Source organism: uncultured Microbacterium sp., assembly GCF_964244775.1.
GTDB lineage: Bacteria > Actinomycetota > Actinomycetes > Actinomycetales > Microbacteriaceae > Microbacterium.
Genome location: NZ_CAXTJR010000004.1, coordinates 258,974 through 285,292, shown reverse-complemented (window position 1 = coordinate 285,292; position 26,319 = coordinate 258,974). Strand labels below are relative to the sequence as shown.

30 protein-coding genes are annotated in these 26,319 nt (G+C 68.6%); 18 read left to right on the top strand and 12 right to left on the bottom strand.

Annotated features, from left to right (window positions below; translation table 11 throughout):
* Positions 1-64 precede the first annotated feature (64 nt).
* Both ACFE6Z_RS09980 and ACFE6Z_RS09975 read left to right on the top strand, forming a co-directional pair.
* On the top strand, positions 65-3,649 hold the full coding sequence (locus ACFE6Z_RS09980) for a TM0106 family RecB-like putative nuclease (RefSeq protein WP_375385038.1): 3,585 nt from the start codon (positions 65-67) through the stop codon (positions 3,647-3,649).
* Between the two features lie 26 nt (positions 3,650-3,675).
* Positions 3,676-3,999, top strand: a complete 324-nt coding sequence (locus ACFE6Z_RS09975) for a DUF3467 domain-containing protein (protein ID WP_375385037.1) — start codon at positions 3,676-3,678, stop codon at positions 3,997-3,999.
* 219 nt (positions 4,000-4,218) lie between these two features.
* On the opposite strand, the gene upp is transcribed toward ACFE6Z_RS09975, so the two are convergent.
* Positions 4,219-4,851, bottom strand: coding sequence for a uracil phosphoribosyltransferase (gene upp / locus ACFE6Z_RS09970; RefSeq protein WP_375385036.1), 633 nt, complete (start codon positions 4,849-4,851; stop codon positions 4,219-4,221).
* 77 nt (positions 4,852-4,928) lie between these two features.
* Between upp and ACFE6Z_RS09965 the strand changes: the two genes are divergently transcribed.
* The gene (locus ACFE6Z_RS09965; RefSeq protein WP_375385352.1) at positions 4,929-5,360 is read left to right on the top strand and encodes a nucleoside deaminase; all 432 of its coding nucleotides are present in this window, start codon (positions 4,929-4,931) and stop codon (positions 5,358-5,360) included.
* 181 nt (positions 5,361-5,541) lie between these two features.
* Here ACFE6Z_RS09965 and ACFE6Z_RS09960 read toward each other — a convergent pair whose 3' ends face one another.
* The 3 genes from ACFE6Z_RS09960 to ACFE6Z_RS09950 are packed head-to-tail and all read right to left on the bottom strand — an operon-like array spanning position 5,542 to position 8,628.
* Positions 5,542-6,489, bottom strand: a complete 948-nt coding sequence (locus ACFE6Z_RS09960) for an LLM class F420-dependent oxidoreductase (RefSeq protein ID WP_375385035.1) — start codon at positions 6,487-6,489, stop codon at positions 5,542-5,544.
* A gap of 33 nt (positions 6,490-6,522) precedes the next feature.
* Positions 6,523-7,488: a cation diffusion facilitator family transporter gene (locus tag ACFE6Z_RS09955; RefSeq protein ID WP_375385034.1), complete on the bottom strand. Its 966-nt coding sequence runs from the start codon at positions 7,486-7,488 to the stop codon at positions 6,523-6,525.
* A gap of 27 nt (positions 7,489-7,515) precedes the next feature.
* A complete protein-coding gene (locus ACFE6Z_RS09950; RefSeq protein ID WP_375385033.1) occupies positions 7,516-8,628 on the bottom strand; it encodes an alpha/beta fold hydrolase in 1,113 nt (370 codons plus the stop codon).
* A 124-nt stretch (positions 8,629-8,752) separates the two neighbouring features.
* Here ACFE6Z_RS09950 and proC point away from each other — a divergent pair, with 124 nt between their 5' ends.
* Positions 8,753-9,598, top strand: a complete 846-nt coding sequence (proC, locus tag ACFE6Z_RS09945; protein ID WP_375385032.1) for a pyrroline-5-carboxylate reductase — start codon at positions 8,753-8,755, stop codon at positions 9,596-9,598.
* A 29-nt stretch (positions 9,599-9,627) separates the two neighbouring features.
* On the opposite strand, the gene ACFE6Z_RS09940 is transcribed toward proC, so the two are convergent.
* Complete coding sequence (locus tag ACFE6Z_RS09940) at positions 9,628-10,113, bottom strand: MarR family winged helix-turn-helix transcriptional regulator (RefSeq protein ID WP_375385031.1); 486 nt, start codon at positions 10,111-10,113, stop codon at positions 9,628-9,630.
* 140 nt (positions 10,114-10,253) lie between these two features.
* Between ACFE6Z_RS09940 and ACFE6Z_RS09935 the strand changes: the two genes are divergently transcribed.
* Positions 10,254-11,087 carry a bacteriorhodopsin-like gene (locus tag ACFE6Z_RS09935; RefSeq protein WP_375385030.1) on the top strand — a complete coding sequence of 278 codons (834 nt, stop codon included), beginning with the start codon at positions 10,254-10,256 and terminating at the stop codon, positions 11,085-11,087.
* A gap of 15 nt (positions 11,088-11,102) precedes the next feature.
* Here the strand turns inward: ACFE6Z_RS09935 and ACFE6Z_RS09930 are convergent, their stop codons facing one another.
* Together ACFE6Z_RS09930 and ACFE6Z_RS09925 are read right to left on the bottom strand one after the other, a co-directional pair.
* Entirely contained in the window at positions 11,103-11,774 is a 672-nt protein-coding gene (locus ACFE6Z_RS09930) for a potassium channel family protein (RefSeq protein WP_375385029.1), read from the bottom strand.
* Positions 11,767-13,209, bottom strand: coding sequence for a TrkH family potassium uptake protein (locus ACFE6Z_RS09925; RefSeq protein WP_375385028.1), 1,443 nt, complete (start codon positions 13,207-13,209; stop codon positions 11,767-11,769). The genes ACFE6Z_RS09930 and ACFE6Z_RS09925 overlap by 8 nt, the downstream gene beginning before the upstream one ends.
* A 97-nt stretch (positions 13,210-13,306) precedes the next feature.
* Between ACFE6Z_RS09925 and ACFE6Z_RS09920 the strand changes: the two genes are divergently transcribed.
* A complete protein-coding gene (locus tag ACFE6Z_RS09920) occupies positions 13,307-13,717 on the top strand; it encodes an ArsR/SmtB family transcription factor (protein WP_375385027.1) in 411 nt (136 codons plus the stop codon).
* 16 nt (positions 13,718-13,733) lie between these two features.
* Here ACFE6Z_RS09920 and ACFE6Z_RS09915 read toward each other — a convergent pair whose 3' ends face one another.
* A complete protein-coding gene (locus ACFE6Z_RS09915) occupies positions 13,734-14,537 on the bottom strand; it encodes an ABC transporter permease (RefSeq protein WP_375385026.1) in 804 nt (267 codons plus the stop codon).
* A gap of 1 nt (position 14,538) precedes the next feature.
* Entirely contained in the window at positions 14,539-15,459 is a 921-nt protein-coding gene (locus tag ACFE6Z_RS09910) for an ATP-binding cassette domain-containing protein (RefSeq protein ID WP_375385025.1), read from the bottom strand.
* Between the two features lie 113 nt (positions 15,460-15,572).
* On the opposite strand from ACFE6Z_RS09910, the gene ACFE6Z_RS09905 reads away from it, so the two are divergent.
* The 6 genes from ACFE6Z_RS09905 (at position 15,573) to ACFE6Z_RS09880 (ending at position 18,035) form a co-directional block, all read left to right on the top strand.
* Positions 15,573-16,499, top strand: coding sequence for a TetR/AcrR family transcriptional regulator (locus ACFE6Z_RS09905; RefSeq protein WP_375385024.1), 927 nt, complete (start codon positions 15,573-15,575; stop codon positions 16,497-16,499).
* 148 nt (positions 16,500-16,647) lie between these two features.
* Positions 16,648-16,839 (top strand): helix-turn-helix domain-containing protein, encoded by a 192-nt coding sequence (locus ACFE6Z_RS09900; protein ID WP_375385023.1) that lies wholly within the window; start codon positions 16,648-16,650, stop codon positions 16,837-16,839.
* Between the two features lie 94 nt (positions 16,840-16,933).
* Complete coding sequence (locus tag ACFE6Z_RS09895) at positions 16,934-17,032, top strand: 30S ribosomal protein bS22 (RefSeq protein ID WP_003792170.1); 99 nt, start codon at positions 16,934-16,936, stop codon at positions 17,030-17,032.
* An 89-nt stretch (positions 17,033-17,121) separates the two neighbouring features.
* Complete coding sequence (locus ACFE6Z_RS09890; RefSeq protein WP_375385022.1) at positions 17,122-17,415, top strand: rhodanese-like domain-containing protein; 294 nt, start codon at positions 17,122-17,124, stop codon at positions 17,413-17,415.
* 30 nt (positions 17,416-17,445) lie between these two features.
* Complete coding sequence (locus ACFE6Z_RS09885; RefSeq protein WP_375385021.1) at positions 17,446-17,736, top strand: glutaredoxin family protein; 291 nt, start codon at positions 17,446-17,448, stop codon at positions 17,734-17,736.
* The gene (locus ACFE6Z_RS09880) at positions 17,733-18,035 is read left to right on the top strand and encodes a Dabb family protein (protein ID WP_375385020.1); all 303 of its coding nucleotides are present in this window, start codon (positions 17,733-17,735) and stop codon (positions 18,033-18,035) included. The genes ACFE6Z_RS09885 and ACFE6Z_RS09880 overlap by 4 nt, the downstream gene beginning before the upstream one ends.
* A gap of 3 nt (positions 18,036-18,038) precedes the next feature.
* On the opposite strand, the gene ACFE6Z_RS09875 is transcribed toward ACFE6Z_RS09880, so the two are convergent.
* The 3 genes from ACFE6Z_RS09875 to aspS all read right to left on the bottom strand — a co-directional run bounded on the left by ACFE6Z_RS09875 (position 18,039) and on the right by aspS (position 20,535).
* A complete protein-coding gene (locus tag ACFE6Z_RS09875; RefSeq protein ID WP_375385019.1) occupies positions 18,039-18,221 on the bottom strand; it encodes a YegP family protein in 183 nt (60 codons plus the stop codon).
* Between the two features lie 129 nt (positions 18,222-18,350).
* On the bottom strand, positions 18,351-19,166 hold the full coding sequence (locus ACFE6Z_RS09870) for a tyrosine-protein phosphatase (RefSeq protein WP_375385018.1): 816 nt from the start codon (positions 19,164-19,166) through the stop codon (positions 18,351-18,353).
* A 25-nt stretch (positions 19,167-19,191) separates the two neighbouring features.
* Positions 19,192-20,535 (bottom strand): aspartate--tRNA(Asn) ligase, encoded by a 1,344-nt coding sequence (gene aspS / locus ACFE6Z_RS09865; protein WP_375385017.1) that lies wholly within the window; start codon positions 20,533-20,535, stop codon positions 19,192-19,194.
* A gap of 57 nt (positions 20,536-20,592) precedes the next feature.
* Here aspS and ACFE6Z_RS09860 point away from each other — a divergent pair, with 57 nt between their 5' ends.
* The 6 genes from ACFE6Z_RS09860 to ccsB all read left to right on the top strand — a co-directional run bounded on the left by ACFE6Z_RS09860 (position 20,593) and on the right by ccsB (position 26,260).
* A complete protein-coding gene (locus ACFE6Z_RS09860; RefSeq protein ID WP_375385016.1) occupies positions 20,593-20,973 on the top strand; it encodes a hypothetical protein in 381 nt (126 codons plus the stop codon).
* Positions 20,974-21,015: 42 nt separating this feature from the next.
* Positions 21,016-21,645 carry a histidine phosphatase family protein gene (locus tag ACFE6Z_RS09855; RefSeq protein WP_375385015.1) on the top strand — a complete coding sequence of 210 codons (630 nt, stop codon included), beginning with the start codon at positions 21,016-21,018 and terminating at the stop codon, positions 21,643-21,645.
* Complete coding sequence (locus ACFE6Z_RS09850) at positions 21,645-22,262, top strand: TlpA family protein disulfide reductase (protein WP_375385014.1); 618 nt, start codon at positions 21,645-21,647, stop codon at positions 22,260-22,262. Before ACFE6Z_RS09855 ends, ACFE6Z_RS09850 begins: the two co-directional genes overlap by 1 nt.
* A 25-nt stretch (positions 22,263-22,287) precedes the next feature.
* Positions 22,288-23,130 (top strand): cytochrome c biogenesis CcdA family protein, encoded by an 843-nt coding sequence (locus ACFE6Z_RS09845; protein ID WP_375385013.1) that lies wholly within the window; start codon positions 22,288-22,290, stop codon positions 23,128-23,130.
* On the top strand, positions 23,111-24,850 hold the full coding sequence (locus tag ACFE6Z_RS09840; protein WP_375385012.1) for a cytochrome c biogenesis protein ResB: 1,740 nt from the start codon (positions 23,111-23,113) through the stop codon (positions 24,848-24,850). Before ACFE6Z_RS09845 ends, ACFE6Z_RS09840 begins: the two co-directional genes overlap by 20 nt.
* 312 nt (positions 24,851-25,162) lie before the next feature.
* A complete protein-coding gene (gene ccsB, locus ACFE6Z_RS09835; protein ID WP_375385560.1) occupies positions 25,163-26,260 on the top strand; it encodes a c-type cytochrome biogenesis protein CcsB in 1,098 nt (365 codons plus the stop codon).
* The last annotated feature ends 59 nt before the right edge of the window (positions 26,261-26,319 follow it).

Sequence of the window (26,319 nt, the reverse complement as noted above, 5' to 3'; positions counted from 1 at the left end):
GAGGCGCCCCGCCCGACGCCGATGTCGGGCACGACGGCTATCGTCGTCGAGACGGAAGGGATCCATGCGATACATCGAGGACGAGGGGCGGATCGTCTGGAGTGCGAGCGACCTCAAGGCCGCTGCCGAGTGCGAATTCGCCTGGCTGCGCGCGATCGACGCGAAGCTCGGGCGAGTGGCTGCTGTGGAGGAGGCGGAAGATCTCACTCTGGCCCGCGCAGGCACCCTCGGTATCGCCCACGAGCTTCGCGTGCTCGCCGCGTACCGCGAGCGGTTCGGCGCGGGTGTCATCGAGATCCCTGAGACGAGGTCCTCGGATGCTGCGGCTCTCGCCGACTCCGTCGCCCTGACGATCGCCGCGCTGGCGTCCGACGCCGACGTGATCTACCAAGCCACGTTCGCGACACCCGACTTCGTCGGCTTCGCCGACTTCCTGACCCGCGACGAAGACGGTCGCTGGATCGTCCAAGACAGCAAACTCGCCCGTCACGCTCGCGTCACCGCGCTCATGCAGCTCGCGGCATATGCCGATCAGCTGGATCGCTTGGAGGTGCCGCGCTCGGATCGCGTCGAGCTGCTGCTGGGCGACGGAACTGTGAGCACGCACGCCGCCGACGACCTGCTCCCCGTCTTCGGCCTGCGCCGCGAGCGGCTTCGCGCCCTGGTCGCCGACCGCCGGCTCGAACTCGGCGCGGCAGAAGCGCCGATCGCGTGGAGCGACGAACGCGGCGAGCTCGGCGTCATCGCGTGCGGCCGGTGCGCGACGTGCGACGCCGAGGTCGTGGCATCCCGTGATCTGCTGCTGGTCGCCGGCATGCGCCCCGTGCAGCGCGAGCGCCTGCGCGCCGCGGGCATCACGACCCTCGACCAGCTCGCCGACGCTGTCGAGCCCGCGCGCGGCATGAATCCCGACGTGTTCGCGATGCTGCGCACACAGGCAAGGCTGCAGCGCGAGAGCCCGGCCGGAATCCCCCCGCTCGTGGCGCCCGCGACCCCCGCGGCCTCGGCGGGGCCCCCCGCGATCCCGACCTATGAGGTCGTCGCCCCGACAGCGCTGGGTGCCCTTCCGCTGCCAGACGCCGGCGACATCTTCTTCGACTTCGAGGGCGACCCGCTCTACACGGAGGGCGCCGCAGCGGGCGACACCACATCGTGGGGCATCGACTATCTCTTCGGCTGGGTCGACGTCCGCGAGCAGTACAGCGCCCTGTGGGCTCACTCGTTCGCCGAGGAGCGCGGCGCACTCGAGACCTTTCTCGACACCGTGAATCTGCTGCGGCAGCAGCATCCCGGCATGCACATCTACCACTACGCCCCGTACGAGACCGCGCACCTGCTCGCCATGGCGGCGCGGCACGGCGTACGCGAGGGCGACGTCGACCGGCTGCTGCGCGACGGTGTCTTCGTCGACCTGTACCCGATCGTCCGGCGGGCGCTGCGGGTCGGATCGCGCTCGTACTCGATCAAGAAGCTCGAACCGCTCTATATGGGCACCGAGGTGCGCACGAGCGACGTGCAGAAGGGCGACGACTCGATCGTGCGGTACGTCCAGGCGCGCGCGCTCGGTGACGATGGACGCACGGCCGAGGCGCAGGAGATCCTCGACGATCTGGCCGACTACAACCGCTACGACTGCGTGTCGACGCGGCGGCTGCGCAACTGGCTCGTCGCCCGCGCGCGCGAGGCGGGGCTTCGCCCCTCGCCGGATTCCGAGCCGGGGGAGAACTCGTACGAACCCTCGCCGCGGTCGGTGCAGTTGAATCGCCTGGCCGCCGAGCACCCCGCCGACTCGGCGGAAGATCGCGCGCTGCGCCTGGGCGCTGCGGCGATCGACTATTACCCGCGCGAGGCGAAGACGTTCTGGGCGACGCACTTCCTGCGGCTGCGCGAGCCGGTGTCGGTGTGGGAAGACTCGCGCGATGTCGTCGTCCTGAACGCCGGGCTGTGCCGGGTGCTCGAAGACTGGCACCGCGAAGAGGGTCAGCGCACCGATCGGCGGCTCATCGAATTGCGCGGTGAGCTCGCGCCGGGCACACGACTGACCGTGGGCTCCGAGCCTTCGCTCATCTACGACCTTCCCGCCCCGTTCCCTTTCACACCCTCGCCGCGATGGATCCACGCCGATCATCGCGCCAAGGTCGTCGACGTGCTCGATGACGGGGCCATCATCGAAGAGTTGGCGATCCAGGAGGTCACCTGGCCCGAGCTCCCGATCGCGATCACGCCGCCGTCACCGCCAGCGGCGGGTAACCAGCAGAAGGCGATCGACGCGTGGGCGGATGCTGTGGCCGCCGCGTCGCCTGAGCTTCCGGCCGATCCGGCGACCGACATCCTGCTCCGGCATCCTCCCCGCACGTTCTCCGGCACCCTCGCGCCCGCGGCGCCCGGAGGCGAGGTCGACGCGATCGTGCGCAGCCTCGTCGATCTCGACCGCAGCTATCTCGCGGTGCAGGGCCCTCCCGGCACGGGCAAGACGTACGTCGGCTCGCACGTGATCGCCAGGCTGGTCGCGGAACGCGGGTTCAAGGTCGGCGTCGTCGCCCAGTCGCACGCGGTCGTCGAGAACATGCTCGCCCGCGTGGTCGAGGCGGGCGTGCCTGCGGCGCAGGTGGGCAAGGCGCCCAAAGATGCGACGGCGACCGGGATGCCGTTCACACCGCTGCCGAAGAACGGGCTGGCGGCGTTCACGCAGGAGCATGCCGGCACCGGCTTCGTCGTGGGCGGTACGGCGTGGGACTTCAGCCACGAGGGGCGCGTGCCGCGCGACTCGCTCGACCTACTCGTGATCGACGAGGCCGGGCAGTTCTCGCTCGCCTCCACGATCGCCGTATCGCTGGCCTCGCCGCGCCTGCTGCTGCTCGGCGACCCGCAGCAGCTGCCGCAGGTCAGCCAGGGCACGCACCCCGAGCCGGTCGACACCTCTGCCCTCGGGTGGGTCATGGACGGCGCCGACGTCATCCCGCGCGACATGGGGTATTTCCTGGCCCGCACCTGGCGCATGCATCCGCGCGTCGCCGCACCGGTTTCGCGCCTGTCGTACGCGGGCGAGCTGGCGTCGCATCCGTCGACCGAGCTGCGCACGCTCGAGGGGGTTGCGCCCGGGCTCCGCACCCTTCCGGTCCGTCACCACGGCAACGCGACCCAGTCGCCGGAAGAGGCCGAGGCGGTGGTGGGGGTCGTGCGTGAGCTGCTCGGAAGGGCGTGGTCGGATGCGGTGACCACCGATGAGAGCGTCACCGTCCTGCCTCCGCGCTCGCTCGTGCAAAGCGACTTGATCGTCGTCACGCCGTACAACGCGCAGCAGGTCGTGGTCGAAGAGGCGCTCGCGCGCGCCGGGTTCGACCAGGTCCCGGTCGGCACGGTCGATCGTTTCCAGGGCCAGGAGGCGGTCGTCGCGATCGTCACCCTGGCCGCCTCGGCCGGTCGGGACGCACCCCGCGGTCTGGAGTTCCTGCTGCTGCGCAACCGGCTCAACGTCGCGATCTCGCGGGCCAAGCACGCGGCGTACCTGGTCTACTCGCCCGGGCTGCTCGACGATCTGCCGCGCACTCCGGAGGGCGTTGCGCGATTGAGCGGGTTCGCCCGGCTCGTCTTGGCGCCGGCTGCCCAGACGCCGCGCGAGAGCCCGCTGTTGGCGGGCGCCGCATAGACTTGCGCCGACGAGGGGAGGCCTCCATGGCCGACGATGCCAGGCAGTTCGAAATCGACCTTCCGCCGGAGCTGATCGGAGGCGCCTACGCCGACTTCGCGAACGTATGGCACACTCCCACCGTGTTCGTGATGGACTTCGTCACCCTCGCCCAGCCGCCCCGCGAAGAGGTCGACCCCGAGACCGGCGAGCACCGCACGGTCGTTCCCGCCCGGGTGGTCAGCCGCATCCGCATTCCTCCCGAGCAGGTGTTCGAGCTCGCCAAGGCCCTCACTCAGCAGCTCGAGTTCTGGGAGCAGGAGACCGGGCGGCGTTCGCCGACGACTCCGCTCATCGACCCGGAAGTCTGACCGCACGCAGCGCCCTCGATCGCCCGGATTTTGTTGACAATCCGTCCGCGGATGTCAACCCCTTAGGTCGATCCAGATTGCCCACGTACGCTGACCACGCGCTCAGGCGCACGCCGCGGCATCCGTTCGGCGAGGGATGGATGCCGCGGCACTCCTTCGCCCGTCGGCCTGCGATTTCGCCCGTCAGCCTTCGATTTCGCCCGTCGGCCCTCGATTCGGCTAGACCGTGCCGTAGAGCCGGTCGCCGGCGTCGCCGAGCCCGGGCACGATGTAGCCCTTCTCGTTCAGGCGCTCATCGAGCGCGCCGAGCACGAGCGTGACGTCGTGTCCTTGAACCTGCTTCTCGATCGCCGCGACGCCTTCGGGCGCGGCGAGGAGGCAGATCGCCGTGACATCCCGCGCACCGCGCCGGAAGAGGAACTCCATCGCGGCGCCGAGTGATCCGCCGGTCGCGAGCATCGGGTCGAGCACGAAGCACTGTCGGTCGCTGAGGTCTTCGGGAAGCCGCTCCGCGTAGGTGGTCGGCTCGAGGGTCTCTTCGTTGCGCGCCATGCCGAGGAATCCGACCTCGGCGCTCGGAAGCAGCTTGACCATGCCCTCGAGCATCCCGAGCCCGGCACGCAGGATCGGGACGACCAACGGGCGGGGCTCGCTGATGCGCACCCCCATCGTCGTCGTGACCGGAGTTCGGATCTCGATCGGCTCGACCGCGACGTTCCGGGTGGCCTCATAGGCCAGCAGTGTCACGAGCTCCTCTGCGAGCTGACGGAAAACCGGCGATGAGGTGCGCTCGTCGCGCAGCACGGTCAACTTGTGGGTGATGAGGGGGTGATCGGCCACGTGCACACGCATACGCTCAGGTTAGGGCACGCGCCGCGCCCTACGCTGGCAGCGTGGGATTGCCGGTGACCGCGGAGGATGATCGCGCGATGGCGCGCGCCCTGTCGCTGGCGGCAGAGGCCGCGCGCAGCGATGAGATCCCCGTCGGAGCAGTGGTGACGGATGCTGTGGGCACGGTGCTCGGCGAAGGACGAAATGCCCGCGAACTCACCCACGACCCCACGGCGCACGCGGAGGTCGTCGCGCTGCGGGCGGCCGCAGCATCCCTCGGCTCATGGAACCTCGAGGGGTGCACGCTCGTGGTCACGCTCGAGCCGTGCCTGATGTGCGCGGGGGCGGCGCTGCAGGCGCACGTCTCGCGGATCGTCTTCGGCGCGTGGGACGAGAAGGCCGGCGCCGTCGGCTCGGTCTACGACGTGGTCCGCGACCGTCGCCTCCCGACCCGCGCGGAGGTGGTCGGTGGGGTGCGCGAGGACGAGGCATCCGCCCTGCTCCGCACGTTCTTCGCTGCCCGTCGCTGACCCGCGGTGGTCGAGTAGCGCCAGCGACCCGCGGTGGTCGAGTAGCGAGCTTGCGAGCGGCGGTGGTCGAGTAGCGAGCTTGCGAGCCGCGGTGGTCGAGTAGCGAGCGCCAGCGAGCGTATCGAGACCCCTCGAACCGACGTACCGCGTCGGCTTCGATCGCGGTACGGCGCTGGCGCGCCTACTCGATCACCGCGGGGCGGCGCGGAAGCCTGGGCAGCACCTCACTACCGAGGTACGCGGTCTGCTCGAGATCGCGCGCATCGACGGTCTGGAAGTACACGCGCTGCGCGCCCAGCGCGATCAGGCGCTCGACCTTGGCGATGACCTCGTCGGCGTCGCCGCAGATGTTCGTGCCGTCGCGGAACTCGTCGAGGCTCTTACCGGTGGCCTCGGCACGACGGCTCAGTGTCGCCTCGTCGGGCGCGGCGATCGTCGGCAGAGCCACCGACAGGTGGAGCGTGCCAGGGTCGCGGCCCACCCGTTCGCACGCGGCGCGCACGCGCGCGAACGCCGCGGCGATCTCGTGCTCGGGGACGAAGCCGATGTTGTACTCCGTCGCGAACCGGGCGGCCAGCTCGGGGGTGCGCTTCGCGCCAGCGCCGCCGATGATGATCGGCACCCGCTCCTGCAGCGGCTTGGGCAGCGCGGGAGCGCCCGCGAGTTCGTAGTGCGCGCCGGTGAAGTCGAACGTCTCGCCGATGGGGGTCGCCCACAGGCCCGTGATGATCGCGAGCTGCTCCTCGAAGATGTCGAACCGGCGAGACGGGAACGGGATGCCGTAGGCCCGGTGCTCCGCTTCGAACCACCCCGTTCCGAGGCCCAGTTCGATCCGTCCGCCCGACATCGCGTCGACCTGAGCGACCTGGATCGCGAGCACCGCGGGGAATCGGTGCGTCGCGGAGGATACGAGTGTGCCCAGGCGGATCCGGCTCGTCTCGCGCGCGAGACCGGCCAGCGTCGTCCAGGCGTCGGTCGGACCGGGAAGCGGATCGCCGTCGCCCATCCGCATGTAGTGGTCCGAGCGGAAGTATCCGTCGAACCCGGCGCGCTCGGTCGCGAGCGCGAAGGCGAGGATCTCGTCGTAGCTGAAACCCTGCTGGGGCTCGGTGAAGGTGCAGTACTCCATGCCTCCAGCCTGCCAGGCCGGGCCGTTGCCTCGTCAGTCGGAGGACGAGATGACGACCGATTCCGTCGGCGGGCCGGCCTCAGGCGGGCGGCGATAGATATCGGGTTCCAGATAGATGACGGTGGCGGCCGGGACAGCGGCGCGGATGCGCGTTTCGACAGTGTCGATCTCGGCCGCGACGTCGGCGAAGCTCTTCTCTGCGGCGAAGCCGACTTTGGCGGCCACGAGCAGTTCGTCCGGGCCCAAATATAGCGTCTTGAGGTGGATGAGCTTCTGCACCTCGGGCCCGTTCTCGATGGCGGTGACGATCAGGCCGTGATCAGCATCCGTCGCCCCCTCGCCCACGAGCAGGCTCTTGGTCTCGATGCCGAGCGTGATCGCCACCAGGATCAGCAGCGTGCCGATCGCGAGCGTCCCCACGGCGTCCCAGACAGAGTCGCCGGTGATCGCGGTGAGGCCGACGCCGAAGAGGGCGAACGTGAGGCCGATCAGGGCCGCGACGTCTTCGAGCAGCACGACCGGGAGTTCGGGCGCCTTTGCGTGGCGCACGAACGACACCCACGACTGGCCCTTCCCGCGGATGTGGTTGCTCTCCGTGATGGCAGTCCGCAGCGAGAAGCTCTCGAGCCCGATCGCGATCACGAGCACGGCGATCGGGATCCAGATGTTCTCGAGCGCGTGCGGGTGGATGAGCTTGTCGACGCCCTCGTAGATCGAGAACACCCCGCCGACCGAGAACAGGATGATCGACACGACGAACGCGTACACGTACCGTTCGCGACCGTGGCCGAACGGATGCTCTTTGTCGGCGGCCTTCCTGGATTGGCGTCCCCCGAACAGGAGCAGCAGCTGATTGCCCGAATCGGCGACGGAGTGGATGGCCTCCGCGAGCATCGATGCCGACCCCGACAGGAACCACGCGATGAACTTCGCCAGCGCGATGCCCATGTTCGCCAGGAAAGCCGCGATGATCGCCCTGTTGCCGCCGGATGCACTCATGGGAAGAGAGTACCGACCCTGCGCGATTCAGTCGGACGAGGGGATGATGATCGCCTCGGTCGGCGGCGCCGGATCGGCGGCCATACCGACATACCCGATCACCTGCAGCAGCGCCTGGCGCACTTCGGCGGGGCGCTCCAGATGCGGCGCATGTCCGACGCCCTCGAGGTTCAGCTCGGTGACCTGCCCGCCCGCGGCGGCGTAGGCGTCCAGCACATCTCGAGTCTGGGTGACCATGAGCTGGGCAGGAGCGATCTCTTCGCCGGGCCACCCAGGGATGATGCCCAGCTGCCCGAGGTAGTTCAGGTCATAGAACGAGGCGTCCGACACGATCGCGTCCGCCGTGCCGTGCACCCAGAGGATCGGCGGCTTGTCGGCGAGATCGACGATGCCCGACACGTTGAAGTACTTCGGCGCCATCGTGTTCAGCACGCCGGACGCGCCCGCTGCGAACCCCGGCCAGTTCTCGCTCGCGACCCCGTCACCGGGGTAGTTGCCCTCGGCCGTCGAGGTCGTCAGCATCGCCTCCACCCAGACGTCCTCGTGGTCGGTCGTGTACTGCGATGAGACGTACCCCGAGCGGAAGACGCTGCGCGGCGAGGTCTGCGCCTCGTCGGAGGCGTCACCGTCGGTCAGACGCTGCACGAAGTCGGGGTTCGCGCCGCCGCCGCCGACACCCGCATCGTCGTCGGTCAGTCGTGTGCCGTCGCGCCGCGTGCCGCCGAAGCCGTAGGGCGAGACGGGTGCCTGCAGCGTGAGGCTGAGGGCGGGATGCTCGAGCGCGTACTGCAGCACGACACCGCCGCCCATCGACCATCCCACGAGGTGCGCCGACGGGATCTCGAGCGCCTTGAGACTCGCGTGGATGTCGTCGCTGAAGTCCCGCAGGCCCCGCGTGGCGTCGATCGGAGCGTGCTCGGTCGCCCCGAAACCCCGCAGGTCGATCGCGATCACCCGGAGGTCGGCGGGCAGGTCCTCCATCAGCTCCTGCCAGAACAGCGATGACGACACGTTGCCGTGGATCAGTACGAGTGTGCGCTCACTCGGAGTGGCCGGGTCATCGCCCGCCCGCTCGAGGATGCCGACGGTCAGACGCGGGGTGTCGAGAACGCGTGCCGTGATGCCGTCGAAAAGAGTCATGGAAGCGTTCCTCCGTCGGGTGACCGGGAGCCGCCGCGCTCCCCGATTCCGACTATAGACCGCGAGCCCGAGGCGCCGAGGGTGCGCCCTCGGCGTGGGCGACGCCCGCCGTAGGATGGCGCCCATGAACACCGCAGACGCCGCCCTCCTCCCGCCGATCGCGATCCTCGGCGCCGGCTCGATGGGCGGGGCGATCGTGCACGGCCTCGTCGCGTCGGGGCTTGCGCGCGACGGTCTCACCGTCACCAACCGTTCCGCAGAGAAGGCCGTCGGCCTCGCCGGCCTCGACGGCGTCACGAGCATCGCGCTCGAGACGCATCCGGACGGGAACAGGGATGCTGTGGCCTCGGCCGACATCGTGCTCATCGGCGTGAAGCCGGCGATGGTGCCCGATCTGCTCCGCGAGATCGCTCCCGCGCTGCGGCCCGGCACGATCGTGGTGAGCCTCGCCGCAGGCGTGACGATCGCGACCTTCCAGGCCATCCTGGGCGAGCGGATCGCGGTCGTGCGCTCCATGCCCAACACCCCGGCGCTCGTCGGCAAGGCGGTCACCGGTATCGCCGCCGCAGGCGGGGTCGTCCCTGCCGAGGTCGCGGTCGTTCGACGCCTGTTCGAGACGGTCGGAGTGGTCATCGAGGTGCCCGAGTCGCACATCGATGCATTGTCGACGATCTCGGGTTCAGGCCCCGCCTACGTGTTCCTCCTGATGGAGGAGCTCACCAAGGCCGCGAAGGGCAAGGGCTTCGACGGCGCTCAGGCGCGACTCATGGTCGAGCAGACCTTCATCGGCGCAGCGTCGCTGCTCGAGGCATCCGGAGAAGATCCCGCGGAACTGCGACGCAGGGTGACGAGCCCCAAGGGCACGACCGAGCGGGCGGTCGCGGTGCTGCAGAACGCCCGGCTCGACGTCGTGTTCGAGTCGGCGACGGATGCGGCGCTCGCCCGGGCCCGCGAGCTCGGCGCCGGCTGACCCGCGGATCGCGGCGTCAGGGCTCCGTCTCAGAGCGTCGCCGCACTTCTGGCTCCCGCGATGAGCGCGGTGTGCTCTGCGATCGCCGTGGCGACGGAGCCCAGATAGTCGGTGAACTCTTCGACCTGGCGGTGGTCGAGATGAGCCGTCGCGCGAGAGACCATCGTTGCGAAGTCGGAATGAATGCGTTCCATCGCGGCGTGAGCACGCGGGGTCAGCTCGAGGAAGATGCTCCGCCGATCGCCGGGATGATCGACGCGATGGAGCAGATCTCTTTCTACGAGGCGGCGTGAGATGAAGGTGACGGCCGCGGTCGTCACGTGCATGTGCTCGGCGAGCTGCTTAGGGGTCACGCTGACGTGTTCGCCGATGTAGAACAGGGCGCGCAGCTCGCTCGCCGAGAGGCCCTCTTCTTCGGCGATTCGTTCACGGTTGCGATCGAGCGCTCGCGAGAAGCGTATCGCCGCTGCCGGGAAGGCATCGAGCCGATACGAGCGCTCTTCGTGACCCGTCATTTCCACCTCGCCCGGTGCCAGTGTACGCGGGCCATGAGGAATTTACTGTGACAGCTTCTAACTTAGTTAGTAACTGTTATAGTGACTTCACTAATGCGGATCATCCGATTCGGCACGACACCTGTGACAAGGAGTACGACGTGATTCCCGACCTCCTCACTGCCGCCCAGTTCTCGACGGTTTACAACGCTCTCTCGCTCGTGATCGCCGCGCAGCTGTTCACGGCGATCTTCCTTCTCGTCTCTCTTCCGCGCGTACTGCCGCGCTATCGACCAGCCGTCACGATCGCCCTGATCGTGTGCGGAATCGCGGTGTACCACTACTTCCGCATCTTCGACTCGTTCAACGCCGCGTTCGCCACTGACTCAGTGGGCGGCTCCGACGGATACGCCCAAGTCGCGGGAATCGGGTTCAACGAGGGCTACCGCTACGTCGACTGGCTGCTCACCGTTCCGCTTCTGCTGGTGGAACTGATCGCCGTGCTGGCACTGGCCCGCAAGATGCAGAACCGGCTGCTGCTCCAGCTCGTCCCGGCCGCCATTCTGATGATCGCGCTGGGCTACCCGGGTGAGGTGAGCGGTGACCTCGGCGTGCGGACGGTCTTCGGCGTCCTCTCGTCCATCCCGTTCTTCTTCATCCTCTACGTCCTGTTCATCCAGTTGAGCAAATCACTCGCGCTGCAGCCCGTAGAAGTACGGGGCACCCTCAGCCGCCTGCGCTTCCTGCTGGTGCTGAGCTGGGGGGTCTACCCGATCGCGTACCTCCTGCCCGCCCTCGACCTCGGTGCCGACGGATGGGTGTGGAAGCAGGTCGGATACTCGATCGCGGACATCGTCGCGAAGGCGGCGTACGGCCTCATCATCTACCAGGTGGCCAAGACCAAGTCCTGGATCGAAGATCCGGAGTTCGCCGAACATGAGCGACCGCTCTCCCACCCTCTGCGCACCGTTGCCGATCTGGACAAGGCGGCGTGAAGCGGCCGGTCGGGATCAGCGGTCGAGTGCGGCGAACCGCTCGATGTCGACGTTCGTGCCCGACACGATGATGAGGTCGTGGTTGGTCACGACCGTGTCGGCTTCGGCGTAGCGGAACGGCTTGCCAGGGCTCTTGACTCCCACCACGGTCACGTTGAACTTGGTGCGCACACCGGATTCCATGAGACCGCGTCCGCGGATGAACTTGGGCGGGTACATCTTGGCGAGCACGAAGTCGTCGTCGAAGCGGATGAAGTCCAGCATCCGGCCGCTGACCAGGTGCGCGACACGCTCACCGGCTTCGCGCTCGGGGTAGATGACATGGTTCGCGCCGACGCGGGCGAGGATCTTGCCGTGCGACTGCGAGACCGCCTTCGCCCAGATCTGCGGCACTTTCAGGTCGACGAGGTTCGCGGTGATGAGCACCGACGCCTCGATCGACGAGCCGACGGCGACAACGGCGACCTGGAAGTCGGACGCACCGATCTGCGAGAGGGCGTCGATGTTCTTCGCGTCGGCCTGGACGGCGTGGGTGACTCGCTCCGACCACTTCTGCACGAGGTCGAGGTTCTCGTCGATGGCCAGGACGTCGCGGTCGAGCCGATCGAGCTCGCCCGCGCACGCGGCGCCGAACCGGCCGAGACCGATGACCAGTACCGGCGCATCGCCGCGGATCTGCTCAACCAACGATCGGCCTTTCCACGGGCAATGAGTACAGCTGGGAACGAGAGGACGCGGCGACGGCCGCGGCCAGAGTCACAGTACCAACGCGACCCATGAACATCGTCAGCGCCATGACGTAGATCGCCGGGTCGGTGAGCTCGGAGGTGAGTCCGGTCGAAAGTCCCACGGTCGCGAATCCGGAGATGACGTCGAACAGCACCATCTCGATCGGACGCTGCGAGATCTGGGCGATCGTGATGGTCGAGAGGGCGACGATCGTCGCGCCCCACGCCACGACCGACAATGCCACGCGCTGCACGTCGCTCGGGATCCGCCGCCCGAAGGCCTCGACCGACGGCCGCCCCTTGGCCTCGGAGAAGACCGCGAGCGCGAGGACGGCGAGGGTCGTGACCTTGATGCCTCCCGCAGTCGAGGCCGAACCGCCGCCGACGAACATCAGCATCGACCCGACGACCAGCGACGACCCGTTCAGATCGCCGATGTCGATGACGGAGAATCCGCCCGACCGTGTCATCGCCGACAGGAAGAACGATTGGAAGACCGTGTCCCACGCGTTCATGCCCCCGAAGGTCTTCGGATTGTTGAACTCCAGGAGCAGGAATGCCCCTGCCCCCGCGATGAAGAGCACGATCGTGGTGATCAGGGTGAGCTTGGCGTGCAGCGACCACCGGCGCACGTGCCAGTAGTGGCGCGACAGCGTGTAGATGACGGGGAAGCCGATCGACCCGAGGAAGACACCCGCCATGAGCACGGTGAGCATGAAGTAGTCGGTCGCGAACGGGGCGAGTCCCCCCGCGTTGGGGCTGAAGCCGGTGTTGGTGAACGCCATCGCGGCGTAGAAGGGCGCCTCCCACAGGGCCACGAGCGGGCTTACGCCGGCGATGATGAGCGAGGGGTACAGGAGCACCGCGAGGACCGCCTCGATCACGAGGGTCGAGAGGGCGACGGTGGTCAGCAGCTGGCCGACCTCGCCGAGCCGCACGGTCTGACCTTCGTTGACCGGACCGCCGTGGGCGCGGAGCGGGTTCGTGTCGCCCGCGGCGATCAGCTTCGCGCGCAGCCCCAGCCGCTTGGAGATGATGAGCCCGAGGATCGAGGCGAGGGTAAGCACCCCCAGCGCGCCGACCTGCACGCCGACGAACACGAACACCTGCCCGAGGGGCGACCAGAACGTGCCCATGTCGACGGTGGACAGGCCCGTGACGCAGATCGTGGATACGGCCGTGAACAGCGCATCCGCGAACGGGGCCTGCTGGCCGCTGGCCGTGGCGCCAGGCAGTGAGAACAGGGCCGTGAACAGCAGGATCAGGATGAGGAACACCCCGACCGCGAAGCGGGCGGGGGATGCTGTCGTCAGGTCTCGGAACGCATCGAATGCGTCGGAGAACCAGGAGCGGACCGAGCGGGAACGCCGGGGCGCACCGGGGCTCACCGCCATCCGCCGACCCCTTCCGGCTCGCTTCGCCCGACGAGCGCGCCGCCGCTCGTCGAGCCCTGTCATGGTACTGCGGCGGGCGCGCGACTAACCTAAGCACATGGCGGACATCTTCGACGTGATCGCGGACGGCACCCGTCGCGAGATCCTGCAGCTGCTTCTCGATCGCGCGACCACGGGACAGCGGGGTACGAGCGTCTCGCACATCGTGCAGGAGCTAGGAGTGAGCCAGCCGACCGTGTCGAAGCACCTCAAGGTGCTGCGCGACGCCGAACTGGTGTCGGTGCGCGAAGAGGGCCAGCATCGCTACTACAGCCTCTCGGCAGCGCCGCTGGACGAAGTCGACGACTGGATCGTGCCGTTCCTGAGCGATGAGACCGAAGACGCGGACGAGGGTGTCGGCTCGATCCTCTCGGATTCGGCGGCGCACACCGCCGAGGTCGTCGGCCGGGCCGCGGCATCCGCGAGGCACGTGGTCGCGAGCGCACTGAAGAAGCTCCCTGGTCGCTGAGCCAGGCGAGATGCGCCTAGCGGCGTCCGGCCCTCCGGCGGAACAGCCACGCGCCCCACACCACCGCGAACGCGAGGATCGCGGCGCACCACCCGACCGCCCACCAGGGCTCGGATCCCGTTGACGTGCCCATCAGAAGCCCCCGGATCCTCTCGATGATCGGCGTGATCGGCTGGTACTCGGCGATCCCGCGCAGCCAGACCGGCATGCTCTCCACCGGCACGAAGGCGCTGGAGAGGTAGGGGAGGAACAGCAGGATGAACCCGTACCCGCTCGCGGCCTGAGGGCTCCCTGCGGCGAGCCCGATGGCGGCGAACAGGTACGTGATGGTCAGGATGTAGAGCGCAACGAGGGCGATCGCCCCGATCCATTCGAACACGTTCGCGCTGGGGCGGAAACCGACGAGCAGGGCGACCGCGATGACGATGCCCGTTGCCGCGAGGTTGCGCACCACGCTGGCCACGACGTGCCCAGTCAGCACCGCTCCCGGTCGCAGCGGCATCGTGCGGAATCGCTCGATGATGCCGTTGGTCATGTCGTTGGCGACATACACCGCGGTCGATGCGGCACCGAATCCTGCGCAGAGCAGGATGATGCCCGGGACGACGTAGTCGACGTAGCCGCCGGACGGGTCGATCGCGCCGCCGAAGACGTAGGTGAACATCAGCATCAGCAGCACGGGAAGCATAATCGCCATCGACAGCGATTCGCCGTCGCGAAGCGACTGGGTGAGGCTGCGGCGCACGAACACGCGTTCGGCGGCGAGGCCCGAGAGACGGGGTCGGATCGACGGGCGATCCGCGAGCGCGAGAGTGGTCATGTCAGCGTCCTTTCGAGAGTGCTGGTTCGGCGGTCGGCTGACCGGTGAGTGCGAGGAAGACATCGTCGAGCGTCGGACGATGCACGGTGACGGATGCTGCGCCGGGCGTGCTCGATCCGTCGGCGTCATCGAAGGCGGCCAGTGCCGCACGCAGCCCGGGCACCGTCCCGTCGGTCGGGATCTCGGCGATCAGATCGCCGGCGGGCGACCGCACCTCGACCCGTGCGCCGCCGACCCGCTCCTTCAGCTGCCCCGGTGTGCCCTGGGCGACGATCTTGCCGCCGTCGAGCACCGCGACGCGATCGGCGAGCCGGTCGGCCTCTTCGAGGTACTGCGTGGTGAGGAACACGGTCGTTCCGGCGGCCGAGATGGTGCGGATGACCTCCCACAGCTCGCGGCGGCTGCGGGTGTCCAGGCCCGTGGTCGGCTCGTCGAGGAAGAGCACCTCGGGGGTCGTCACCAGGCTCAGCGCCAGGTCGAGCCGGCGCCGCATGCCGCCCGAGTATGTCGATACCCGGCGGGCCGAGGCATCCGCGAGATCGAACGTCTCGACCAGTTGGTCGGCACGAAGTCGGGCATCGCGGGCGGCGAGCCCGGACAGACGCCCGAGCATGACCAGGTTCTCGATGCCGGTCAGCATGTCGTCGACCGCGGCGGATTGGCCGGTGAGGCTGATGCGCCGCGTCACGCCCTGGGGGTCTGCCACCACGTCGCAGCCGGCCACGACGGCGGAGCCGCCGTCGGGCTTCACGAGAGTGGTGAGGATGCTGATCGTCGTCGTCTTGCCCGATCCGTTCGGCCCGAGCAGGGCGAACACCTCGCCGCGCTCGACCGAGAGGTCGAGGCCTTCCAGGACTCGGATGCGATGTCCTGAGCGGCCGAAGCTTTTGTGTACGGCATGTGTCTCGATCACGGCTGACATGGGGTTCCTCTCCGGGCAGATCTGTGTACGGCGCAAACTGTTTATATGTCTAACACACTGTTTATGTCATACACCGAGCTAGAATGCAAGCACTTCCCGAACGGATGGGCGACATGGACGACACCGTCGACGAGATCGACCTGCCCCGCGGCGTCGCGCTCGCGTGGGGTGTGGCTGCCGACCCGCAGCGAGGCCCGAAGCGTGAGATGAGCGTCGAGAAGATCGTGGACGCGGCCGTCGAGATCGCCGATGCCGACGGGATCGCGGCCGTCTCGATGTCGGCCGTCGCCGGCCGGCTCGGCTACACCCCGATGTCGTTGTACCGCTACGTCAGCGCGAAGGAAGACCTCGTCCTGCTGATGTCCGAGGCGGCATCCGGTCTGCCGCCCGAGTCGCTCCGCGAGATCGACGGCTGGCGCGCGCGCCTGGTCGGCTACTTCGACGCGCAGGTGAGCCTGTATCTCCGGCATCCGTGGATCCTCGACATCCCCATCAGCGGCTCGCCGACTACTCCGAACAGTGCGGCATGGATGGATGCTGCGCTCGAGGCGCTGGATGAGACGCCCCTGGACGAGCAGGAGCGAATGGCGGTCGTGCTCCTGGTGACGGGTCACACGCGCTGGTACGGGACGATCCTCGCCTCGTACGCGCGGATCACGCGCGACACCGGCCTCAGCCCGAGCGAGATCGCCGAACGGGAGGCCGGTCTGTACGACGCCCTCATCCAGGCGGACGACTACCCCGCGCTGTACCGGGCTTCCCGCGCCGGAGTGTTCCGCTCGAGAGCCGATCCGTTCCGGTTCGGCTTCGAGCGCATCCTCGACGGAGTGGCCGCGTACATCGACACCGCTCCCGCTGACCGCGCGGCGGCTGACACGACGTGGGCGGCGGACGAGACGGCCGATGTCGCGGGCGACAAGAAGTACCGCGAGGCGCAGAAAGTGGTGCACGCGGCGGAGCGCGCGCTGCGCGCCGCCCACCGTGCCGAGCGACAGGTCCTGCGCGAGGCGCGGGAGCGCGCTGCGCACCGCACGCCGTGATCATCGCGTGACGGATAACGACCGTCACACGAGCCCCACGGGTTTACACGCGTTCCGCACGCCCCTAGAGTGTGTCTGCCGAGACCTGGGGAATCGTGCGCCGCGTTCCGCGCCCGGACCCCTGCGCGCCCGATAAAAGAGGAAGACCATGACCGAGCTGTCCGATGTGCGGTTTCTCACGGTCGCCGAAGTCGCCGAGCTGATGCGCGTCTCGAAGATGACCGTGTATCGCCTCGTGCACTCCGGAGAACTGCCCGCCGTTCGCTTCGGACGCAGCTACCGGGTGCCCGAGTCGGCGGTCTCCGAGGCGCTGCAACGTCCGATCGCCGACGTCGGCTAGACTGTCCCGAGGCATATTCCGCATCTGCCTGTTTCCTGGGCCCCGGATCGCTGAGCGATTCTCCGGCCCAACCCCCGACGTAGTGAGGTTTTCCGTGGGTTCAGTCATCAAGAAGCGCCGCAAGCGCATGGCGAAGAAGAAGCACCGTAAGCTGCTTCGCAAGACTCGCCACCAGCGCCGCAATAAGAAGTAGCGGCTGCGACACCGAGCGCCTGTCCACCGGACGGGCGCTTCGTGCATCCGGTGACGCAGGACATCCGGCACACGCCCAGGAGGGCTCCGATGAAGACGATCACGGTCCAGCAGCTGCGCGAACGCGACGGCGTTCCCCTCATCGACGTGCGTGAACCGCACGAGTACGAGGCCGGGCACGTACCCGGTGCCGTCAATCTTCCGATGTCGAGCATCGGCGAGCATGTCGACGAGCTGCCCGACGGCGCGTTCGATGTGATCTGCCAGGGCGGAGGTCGATCGGCGCGCGTCGTCGAGGCCCTCGAGGCGCGAGGTTACGACGCGACGAACGTCGCGGGTGGAACGGGTGACTGGATCGAAGCGGGCTACCCCATAGAGGGCTGAGCGTCGCGGGCCATCCGTAGGATGAGACACGTGACCTCGCGAATCTCCCTGACCGTCATCGGCAAGCCCGACTGCCACCTGTGCGATGTCGCGCACGACATCGTGGAGCGCGTCGTGGCAGACCTCCCCGAGCACGTCGCCGACCGCGTCGACGTCACAGAGGTGTCGATCCTCGATGACCCCGCGCTCTACGAGCTGTGGTGGGAGAAGATCCCGGTCGTCCTCATCGACGACGAGGTGCATGCCCACTGGCGAGTCTCGTCGGAGGCATTGCGCGGTGCTGTTCTGGAGGCCATTGATCGGGCGGAGGTGCGATCGTGAGCATCCGTCACATCGTGCTCTGGCGCCTGGCCGCCGACGACGCCGATACACGTGCCATGCACGCAGAGGCGATGACGCAGCAGCTCGAGGGCCTCGCAGGCGTCATCGACGAGATCGAGAGCATCGAGGTGCGTCCGAACATCGCGTTCCCCGGCACGAACTGGGATGTCGCGCTTGTGGCAGACTTCGCCGACACCGCCGCGCTCGAGCGGTACATCGAGCACCCCGCGCACCAGAAGGTGGTCGGCTTCGTGCGCGAGGTCACCTCCGAGCGCGCGGCGATCGACCTGCCGCGGTAGCCGCTACTTCCCGATCTCCACGACCTCGGCGCCGGGCGCGTTGCTCTTGACGGACTCGATCCCGCCCAGTGCGCTGGCCTTGGACGCGTAGCCCTGGCTCGTCGCGATGACCTGTCCGTTGGTCGCCTTCAGGTTGAAGCGCCAGTCGCCGCCCTTGTCGGCCCACAGCTCAAACTTGCCAGGCATTTTCGTTCCTCTCGCACCGGTCGACCGGCCGATCGCCGGTCAGCGCTGAAGCGCCCCCGGATCACGCTAGCGGCGGCGCCGGTGGCGAGGCAATGAAACAGTTCCGCCGCCGCGCCGGCGGGGAAACGTCTACGTCGTGAGCCGGGCGCGGAGCACCGCGAGCTCGGCGTCCGTCAGCCCGCCGGAGCGCAGGTACGACGCCGAGTCGCCTCGGCGCTCGTCGATCCACGCGAACGCCTGCTCGAGAGCGGCACGCGGGGTGCCGGCGATGATCGTCGTGATCGCAGGAGTGAGAGGCACGCCCGACTGCGTGACCCTCGCGAACACCTTCGCGGCCCACTCGCCCGCGAGGTTCGCCTCGCTCGAGATGTAGTCGGCGATGATCGCGTCGCGCTGCACGCCGACGGCATCCAGCATGAGCGCGCATGCGACGCCGGTGCGATCTTTGCCTGCCGAGCAGTGCACGAGCACGGCGGTGGGGGGCTCGGCAGTCGCCACGCTCACCCGTCGCGCGACCTGTGCGAAAGCGTCGGCGGCGTGCTCCAGCATCCCGATGTAGATCTCGCCCAGCGTCGGCATATGCGCGACGGCGTCGGCGATCGCCTCGTTCGCCGCCTCGGCGGCCTCGGGGCCTGCGGCGGCCGCGGCCTGCGCGGCCTGCTGGGCTGCGCCCGCGAACGCGCCCTCCAGGAGCGGCAGCTCGATGATCTCGAAGGGTCGCGCGGACGGCAGCCGATCGGGCGCCATCTGCCGTTCCATCGCGGTACGGAAGTCGACGATGACGCCGATGTCGCTCGCCGCGAGTTCTTCCAGCCCCGTCGGTGTCAGCTCGCTGAGGGCGTCCGATCGATACAGGATGCCGGGAGTCGTCGTTCCCCCCGCGATGAGCGGCATCCCGCCCACATCCCGGAAGTTGTACGTGCCGTCGAGAGTGGAAGTCGTCACCCGTCGAGCCTATTCGCGGGGCGCGTTAAGGGGCGAGCCGGGTGGGGCCGCGGAAGAGGAAGGTGACCTCGCGGATCGAGGTCTCGCCCAGCAGGAGCATGAGCACGCGGGCCAGGCCCATGCCGAACCCGCCGTGCGGCGGAACGCCGTAGCGGAAGAAGTCGAAGTAGAACTGGAGGGATTCGGGGTCCAGACCCTTCTGCTTCGCCTGCTCGATGAGGATGTCGACACGATGCTCGCGCTGTGCGCCGGTCGTGATCTCGACGCCGTTGAAGAGCAGGTCGTAGCTCTTGGTGAGGCCGGTCTCGGCATCCCGCATGTGGTAGAAAGCGCGGATCTCATGCGGGTAGTCGGTGATGAAGACGAAGTCGTGACCGAACGTCTCTTTCACGTGCGCCGAGATCTGACGTTCGCCCTCGGGGTCGAGGTCGCCATCGGTGCGAGGGATCACGTAACCGCGGGCGGCGACGATCTCGCGGGCCTCGGCGAGCGGGATGCGGGGGAACGGGGTGGCGGGAGCCGCGACCGTGACGCCGAAAAGCTCCGCGATCTCTGCGCCGTGCTTGTCGGCGACCGCGCCGATCGCGAACGCGAGCAGCTGCTCCTGCATCTCGGCGACGTCTTCGTGCGAGTCGATCCAGCTGATCTCGGCGTCGACGCTCGTGAACTCGGTCGCGTGCCGGCTCGTGAACGACGGGTCGGCGCGGTAGACGTCGCCGATCTCGAAGATCTTGCCGAAGCCGGCCGACTGCGCCATCTGCTTGAAGAACTGCGGACTCTGCGCGAGGTAGGCGGTCTTGTCTTCGAAGTAGGGCACCTCGAACAGCTCGGCGCTGGACTCGGACGCTGAGGCCATCAGCTTGGGGGAGTGGATCTCGATGAAGTCGCGCTCGATCCACCACGTGCGCATAGCGTGCTCGAGCGTCGTCGATACGCGGAAGATGAGGTTGTTGCGGCGCTGGCGCAGGTCGAGGAAGCGCCAGTCCATGCGCTTGTCGAGGCCGCTGTCGGATGCAATGGGGGTCTCGGCGAGAGCCGCACCGGCGATCTCGAGCGCGCCGATCTTGACCTCGACGCCGCCGAGCTTGACGCGCTCGTCGTGCTTGAGCTCACCGGTGACGGTGAGGAACGTGCCGGTCGCGAGGGCCGAGATGGTGTCGGTCAGCGCGAGCGCGTCGGCGTCCTGCGGCTCTGTCGCCTCGGGGTTCGGGCGTGTCGCCGGGTTCACGAGCTGCACGGCGCCGGTCTCATCACGCAGGATGACGAATTGCACCTTCTTCTGATCGCGCACCGTCTCGACCCACCCGGACACCGAGACGGGTCCGTCGGGAAGGGACTGCAGCTGGTCGACCAGTACGCGTTCACTCACGAGGGATCAGTCTACGGGGGCTGCCGAGGGCGACGACCGGCGGCCTACGATGAGCGGGTGACGACGACGCCCGACCACCCGCGCCCGTCGTTGCGGCGTCCGGGGCGCAAGCCGCTCATCGTGTGGGACGTCGTGCTCACCGCGATCCTGCTGACGGCGCTCGCGTTCGTGTCCTTCGCCGTCTCGGTGTTCGGGGCCTTCCTGGTCATGGCCTCCGACCCGTGCGGGTCGACGAACTGCAACAACGGCCTCATCGCGTTCGGTGTCCTGGTCGCGATGGGGCTCCCGTGGATCATGCTCGTGGCCACGGTGGTAGCAGCGATCATCCTCATGGCCAAGCGCCGCATCGCGTTCTGGGTGCCGCTGGTCGGCACGCCGCTGGTGGTCGGGGCGTGGCTCCTGGGCGCGGCGATCGCCTCGGGGGGCGGCCCCGGCTGACGCTCAGCCCGTCTTCAGAACACGCCGCCGTAGACTGGTTCCGTGCCCGCTGATCGCCTCCACCTCGTGCGCCACGGCGAGGTTCACAACCCCGCCCGTGTGCTGTACGGGCGACTTCCGGAGTTCCGGCTCAGCACCGACGGACGCCGCATGGCGAAGGCTGCCGCAGAGTACGTGCATGATCTCGCCCGCCCGGTGTCGTCGCTGGTCGTCTCGCCGCTGCAGCGCACCCGCGAGTCGGCCGAGCCGTTCACCGCGCTATTCGGGATCGAGCCGGTGATCGACGAACGCGTCATCGAACCCACCAACGTCTTCGAGGGCAGGCGCATGAAGCGCGCCCTGATCAACCCGCTGAACTGGCGGCACCTCCTCCGCCCCTCTGTCCCCAGCTGGGGTGAGCCGTACGCGCAGGTCATCGACCGGATGGACGCGGCGATGACGGATGCCTGGAATCACGTCGACTCCGGAGATGTCGTGGTCGTCTCGCATCAGCTGCCGATCTGGGTGACGCACCTCGCCGTCGCGGGGCTCCCCGCGCGTCATGATCCCCGCCAGCGTCGCTGCGGACTCTCCAGCGTCACGAGCTTCGAGCGTCGCGATGGCCGATGGGTCGAGGTCGGATACGCGGCGCCTGCGGCCACCTCGGGTTCGATCGACGTGGGAGCCGTCTGATGCGCGGCCCCCGGTCGGCGAAAGGCGCCTGGCGCGCAGCATCCGCGATCCTGGCGATCGGACTCGCCGTCGGCCTGTCGGCCTGCTCGAACGACCCGCTCGCCGAGCAGTACCGGGCGGGCGACAACAAGGGATTCATCGCTGCGAACGGGTTCCAGGTCAAAGAGATCGCCGCGGCCGACCGCGGTGAGCCGGTCGTCTTCCAGGGGGCCACCGAGACCGGCGCGACGGCGGCGAGCTCGGACTACGTCGGCGATGTGCTGGTGGTGAACTTCTGGTACGCCGCGTGCGGGCCGTGCCGCGCCGAGGCGCCGCAGCTCGAGAAGGCGTACGCCTCGTTCGCGGGTAAACCCGTGTCGTTCCTCGGCGTCAACACGAGCGACGCGCCCGAGACGGCTGCCGCGTTCGCGAGCGACTACGGAATCACCTACCCGAGCCTCATCGCCGCCACCGACGGGGCGATCAAGCTCGCCTTCGCCGACGCGACCTCGCTCAATGCGACCCCCACCACGCTCGTGATCGACAAGCAGGGCAGGGTCGCCGCGCGGGTGATCGGTCAGCTGGACGATGCCTCGATCCTGCAGACGCTCGTGCAAGACGCCCTGGACGCGCCGTGAGCGCGGGCGCGACGGGAGCAACGCCGTGAACCTCGACGCGATCGTCGCAGGCGGAGCCCTCTGGGTGGCCGTGCCGCTCGCGCTCGCCGCCGGGCTGCTGTCGTTCCTGTCGCCGTGCGTCCTCCCGCTGGTGCCGGGTTACCTCGGCTTCATCGGCGGAGCCGTTGCGCCGCGGCCCCGGGCGATCGCCGATCGCGGGATGCGGGCATTGGGCCGGGATGCGGACCCCCGGGCGGCATCCGTCCTCACCTCGACCGATTCTCCGCACGTCGACGTGGCGCTGGAGCCCGGCCGTGCCCGGCCCCTGCTCGGGGTGCTGCTGTTCATCGCGGGGTTCACCGTCGTGTTCATGGCCGTGACGATCCTGGGGGGGACGCTGGGGCGCTTCTTCCTCCAGTACGCCGACGTCATCACCCGTGTGCTCGGCGTCGTCGTGATCCTGCTCGGCCTGGTCTTCATCGGGGTGTTCGGCCTCGCCCAGCGCACCGTCCACCCGCAGGTGCGCTCGAACGTCGGGCTCATCGGCGCGCCGCTGCTCGGCCTCGCGCTCGGTATCGGCTGGACGCCGTGCATCGGCCCCACCCTCGGCGCGATCATCTCCGTCTCATGGAACCTCGGCGATCCCGGCAGGGCGGCTCTCCTCGGACTCGCGTACTCGCTCGGGCTCGGCATCCCGTTCATCCTCCTGACGCTGGGCTTCGGCTGGGCGTCGCGGTCGGTGACGTTCCTGCGCCACCACATCCGCGTGGTGAACCTCATCGGCGGAGCGCTGCTGGCGGGCCTCGGCGTGCTGATGGTGACCGGCGTCTGGAGCACGATGATGGCGCAGCTGCAGGGGGTGGTCGGCAGTGTCCCACTCCCGCTCTGACGCCGATGCACGGGGCGCCTCTGAGGCCGACGACGGCAGCGAACCGCTCCGGCCCTCCGACCACGTCGACGGCGTCGCGATCGACGCCCCGGCATCCGACGACATCGTCTCGCCCAAGCTCGGCTTCGTCGGGTGGGTACGGTGGGGGTGGCGTCAGCTCACCAGCATGCGCACCGCCCTGGTGCTGCTGCTCCTGCTCGCGATCGCCGCGGTGCCCGGGTCGATCGTGCCGCAGCGCACCGCAGACCCCAACGGCGTCACGCAGTACTTCGCCAGCAACCCGGATCTCGCGCCGGTCCTCGACAAGCTCCAGCTGTTCGATGTCTATTCGTCCGCCTGGTTCTCGGCGATCTACATCCTGCTGTTCATCTCTCTGATCGGCTGCGTGATCCCGCGCACCCAGCACCACTGGAAGGCGCTGCGCGCGCGCCCGCCGCGGACGCCCGCGCGCCTGGGCCGGCTCGAGGACCACGCCGAATCGCTCGTCGAGATCGTGCCGGGTCAGGATGCTGCAGCCACCGCCGACGAGGCGATCGGCCTGGCCGAGGCACAGCTGAAGCGAGCCGGCTACCGCGTCGAGCGCTACGACTCGCGCGGCGTGCTCTCGGTCTCGGCCGAGCGCGGCTATATCCGCGAGACCGGCAACCTCGTCTTCCACGCCGCCCTCATCGGCGTGCTCCTGGCCGTCGCGATCGGCGGCGGCTTCACGTACACGGGCCAGGGCGTGATCATCGAGGGCCGCACCTTCGTCAACACGATGCTCGACTACACGTCGTTCAACCCTGGGCGGTTCGTCGATCCGGAGCAGCTCACGCCCTATGGGCTGACGCTCGACCAGTTCTCGATCAGCTATCAGCCGGCCGGCACGAACGGCGAAGGGCAGGCGGGCGACTTCGTCGCGCATCTCACCACGCAGCTGTCGGGACAGCCCGCGCAGACCGGCGAGGTGCGGGTCAATCATCCGCTCGACATCGCCGGCGACCGCGTATATCTGATGGGCAACGGCTACGCGCCGACGATCACGATCCGCAACGCCGCGGGCGACGTGATCTACGCCGAGTCGGTGCCCTTCCTCCCGCAGGACCGCAACATGACCTCCGTCGGCGTGATCAAGGTCACCGACGGGCTCCCCGAGCAGCTCGGCCTGGTCGGCTTCTTCTACCCGACCGAGGCGGAGCTCGCCACCGGCGCCTTCACGTCGCGGTATCCCGCGCTGATCAACCCTGTGGTGACGCTCAACGTGTACTCGGGCGACCTCGGCATCAACGACGGCACACCGCGGTCGGTCTACACGCTGGATCCGACCGGCATGACTCAGCTGACCGGCGGCACGACCGGCGTCGATTCGATCCAGCTCGCGCCGGGCGAGACGGCCGACCTGCCGAACGGCTACGGGACGATCACGTTCGAGAACGAGTCGCCTGCCGGAGCGGAGGGATACGACGGCTCGGTCAAGCGATTCGTGTCGCTGTCGGTGCACCGGGATATTGCGGCTCCGTGGGTGCTCGCGTTCGCCGTACTGGCGCTGCTCGGCCTGATGGCCGCCCTCTTCGTGCCGCGGCGGCGCATGTGGGTCAAGGCGACGCGCGAGGGCAGCACGGTCCGGATCGAATACGCCGGCCTTGCCCGCGGTGAGGATCCGAACCTGGGCGCTGCCGTCGAACAGGTGGCCCAGCGGCACGGCGACGCGCTCGAGGCGGCGCTGCGCGCCCGGCGCTGACCCGCTCGTCCCGCAATGCACCCTCGGTTCCAGTAGTGCACCCTCGGTTCCAGTAGTGCACCCTCGGTTCCCGTAGTGCACCCTCGGTTCCCGTAGTGCACCCTCGGTTCCCGTAGTGCACCCTCGGTTCCCGGAGTGCACCCTCGCCGAGGGTGCATCGCGAAGCTCGAGGGTGCATCGCGAAGCTCGAGGGTGCATTACGACGTTCGAGGGTGCATTGCGACGTTCGAGGGTGCATTGCGACGTTCGAGGGTGCACTGCGGGCGAGAATCGGCTGGGACCCAGCATCCCCGCCCCGCGTAGACTGGGCGCATGCCCGAAACCGATGTCCTCACGCTCGACTCGGTGTCGGTGCTGCTGGTCTGGACGGCGATCGCGATCTACGCGCTCGCGTTCATCGCCTACGCCGTCGACCTCGCCACCCGCTCGGCGCTCGCCGTCGACGCGCAGGGCGAACGTGCGGATGTTGCACGCGTGCGCGTGCGCGAGACCGTCGGCGCCGCGGTCGGCGCGGGGGGCACCGCAGCGGGTTCCGGTGCCGTCGATGAGATGCACGCCGAAGAGCGCGCCGCCGATGAGGCCCTGAACGCACCCCCGAACCGGCGTCGCCGGCTGCTGTGGGCGCGCATCGGCACAGCGCTGACCGTCATGGCGTTCCTGTTCCACGTCGCGGGCGACGTGACGCGCGGCATCGCGGCCGGGCGCGTGCCGTGGTCGAACATGTACGAGTTCTCGCTCACCGGAACCATGCTGATCGTCGGTGTGTATCTCGTCGTGCTGTTGCGCTACGACCTGCGGTTCCTCGGCTCGTTCATCACCGCGTTGGTCGTGCTTCTCCTCGGCGGGACGTTACTCGGCGGGTTGTATGTGGTTGTCGTGCCACTGGCTGATCCGCTCAAGTCGGTCTGGCTCGTCATCCACGTGTTCGTCGCCTCACTCGGGACGGCGCTATTCGCTCTCGCGTTCGCGCTCTCGGTCATCCAGCTGCTGCAGGCCCGTCGCGAGGCGCGCGTGGTGGCGGCAGCATCCGTCTCGGCGTCGACCCAGGGAGCCGCCGTCAAGAAGACCGGCCCGCGGTTCCTTCGCGCGCTGCCCTCGGCAGGCGCGCTCGAGTCGCTCGCCTACCGCTTCGCGATCCTCGGGTTCATCTTCTGGACCTTCACGCTCATCGCCGGCTCGATCTGGGCCAACGACGCGTGGGGCCGCTACTGGGGCTTCGACACGAAGGAAGTTTGGACCTTCGTGATCTGGGTGCTCTACGCCGGCTACATCCACGCACGCGCGACCCGCGGCTGGCGCGGTACCCGGTCGGCATGGCTGTCGATCATCGGCTTCTCGGCGGTCATGTTCAACTTCACGATCGTGAACATGTTCTTCAAGGGCCTGCACGTCTATTCCGGCCTGAGCTGAGCATCCGCCCGCTGCGCACCTGGCGGTGATCGAGTAGGCGCGCCAGCGCCACCCCCGCG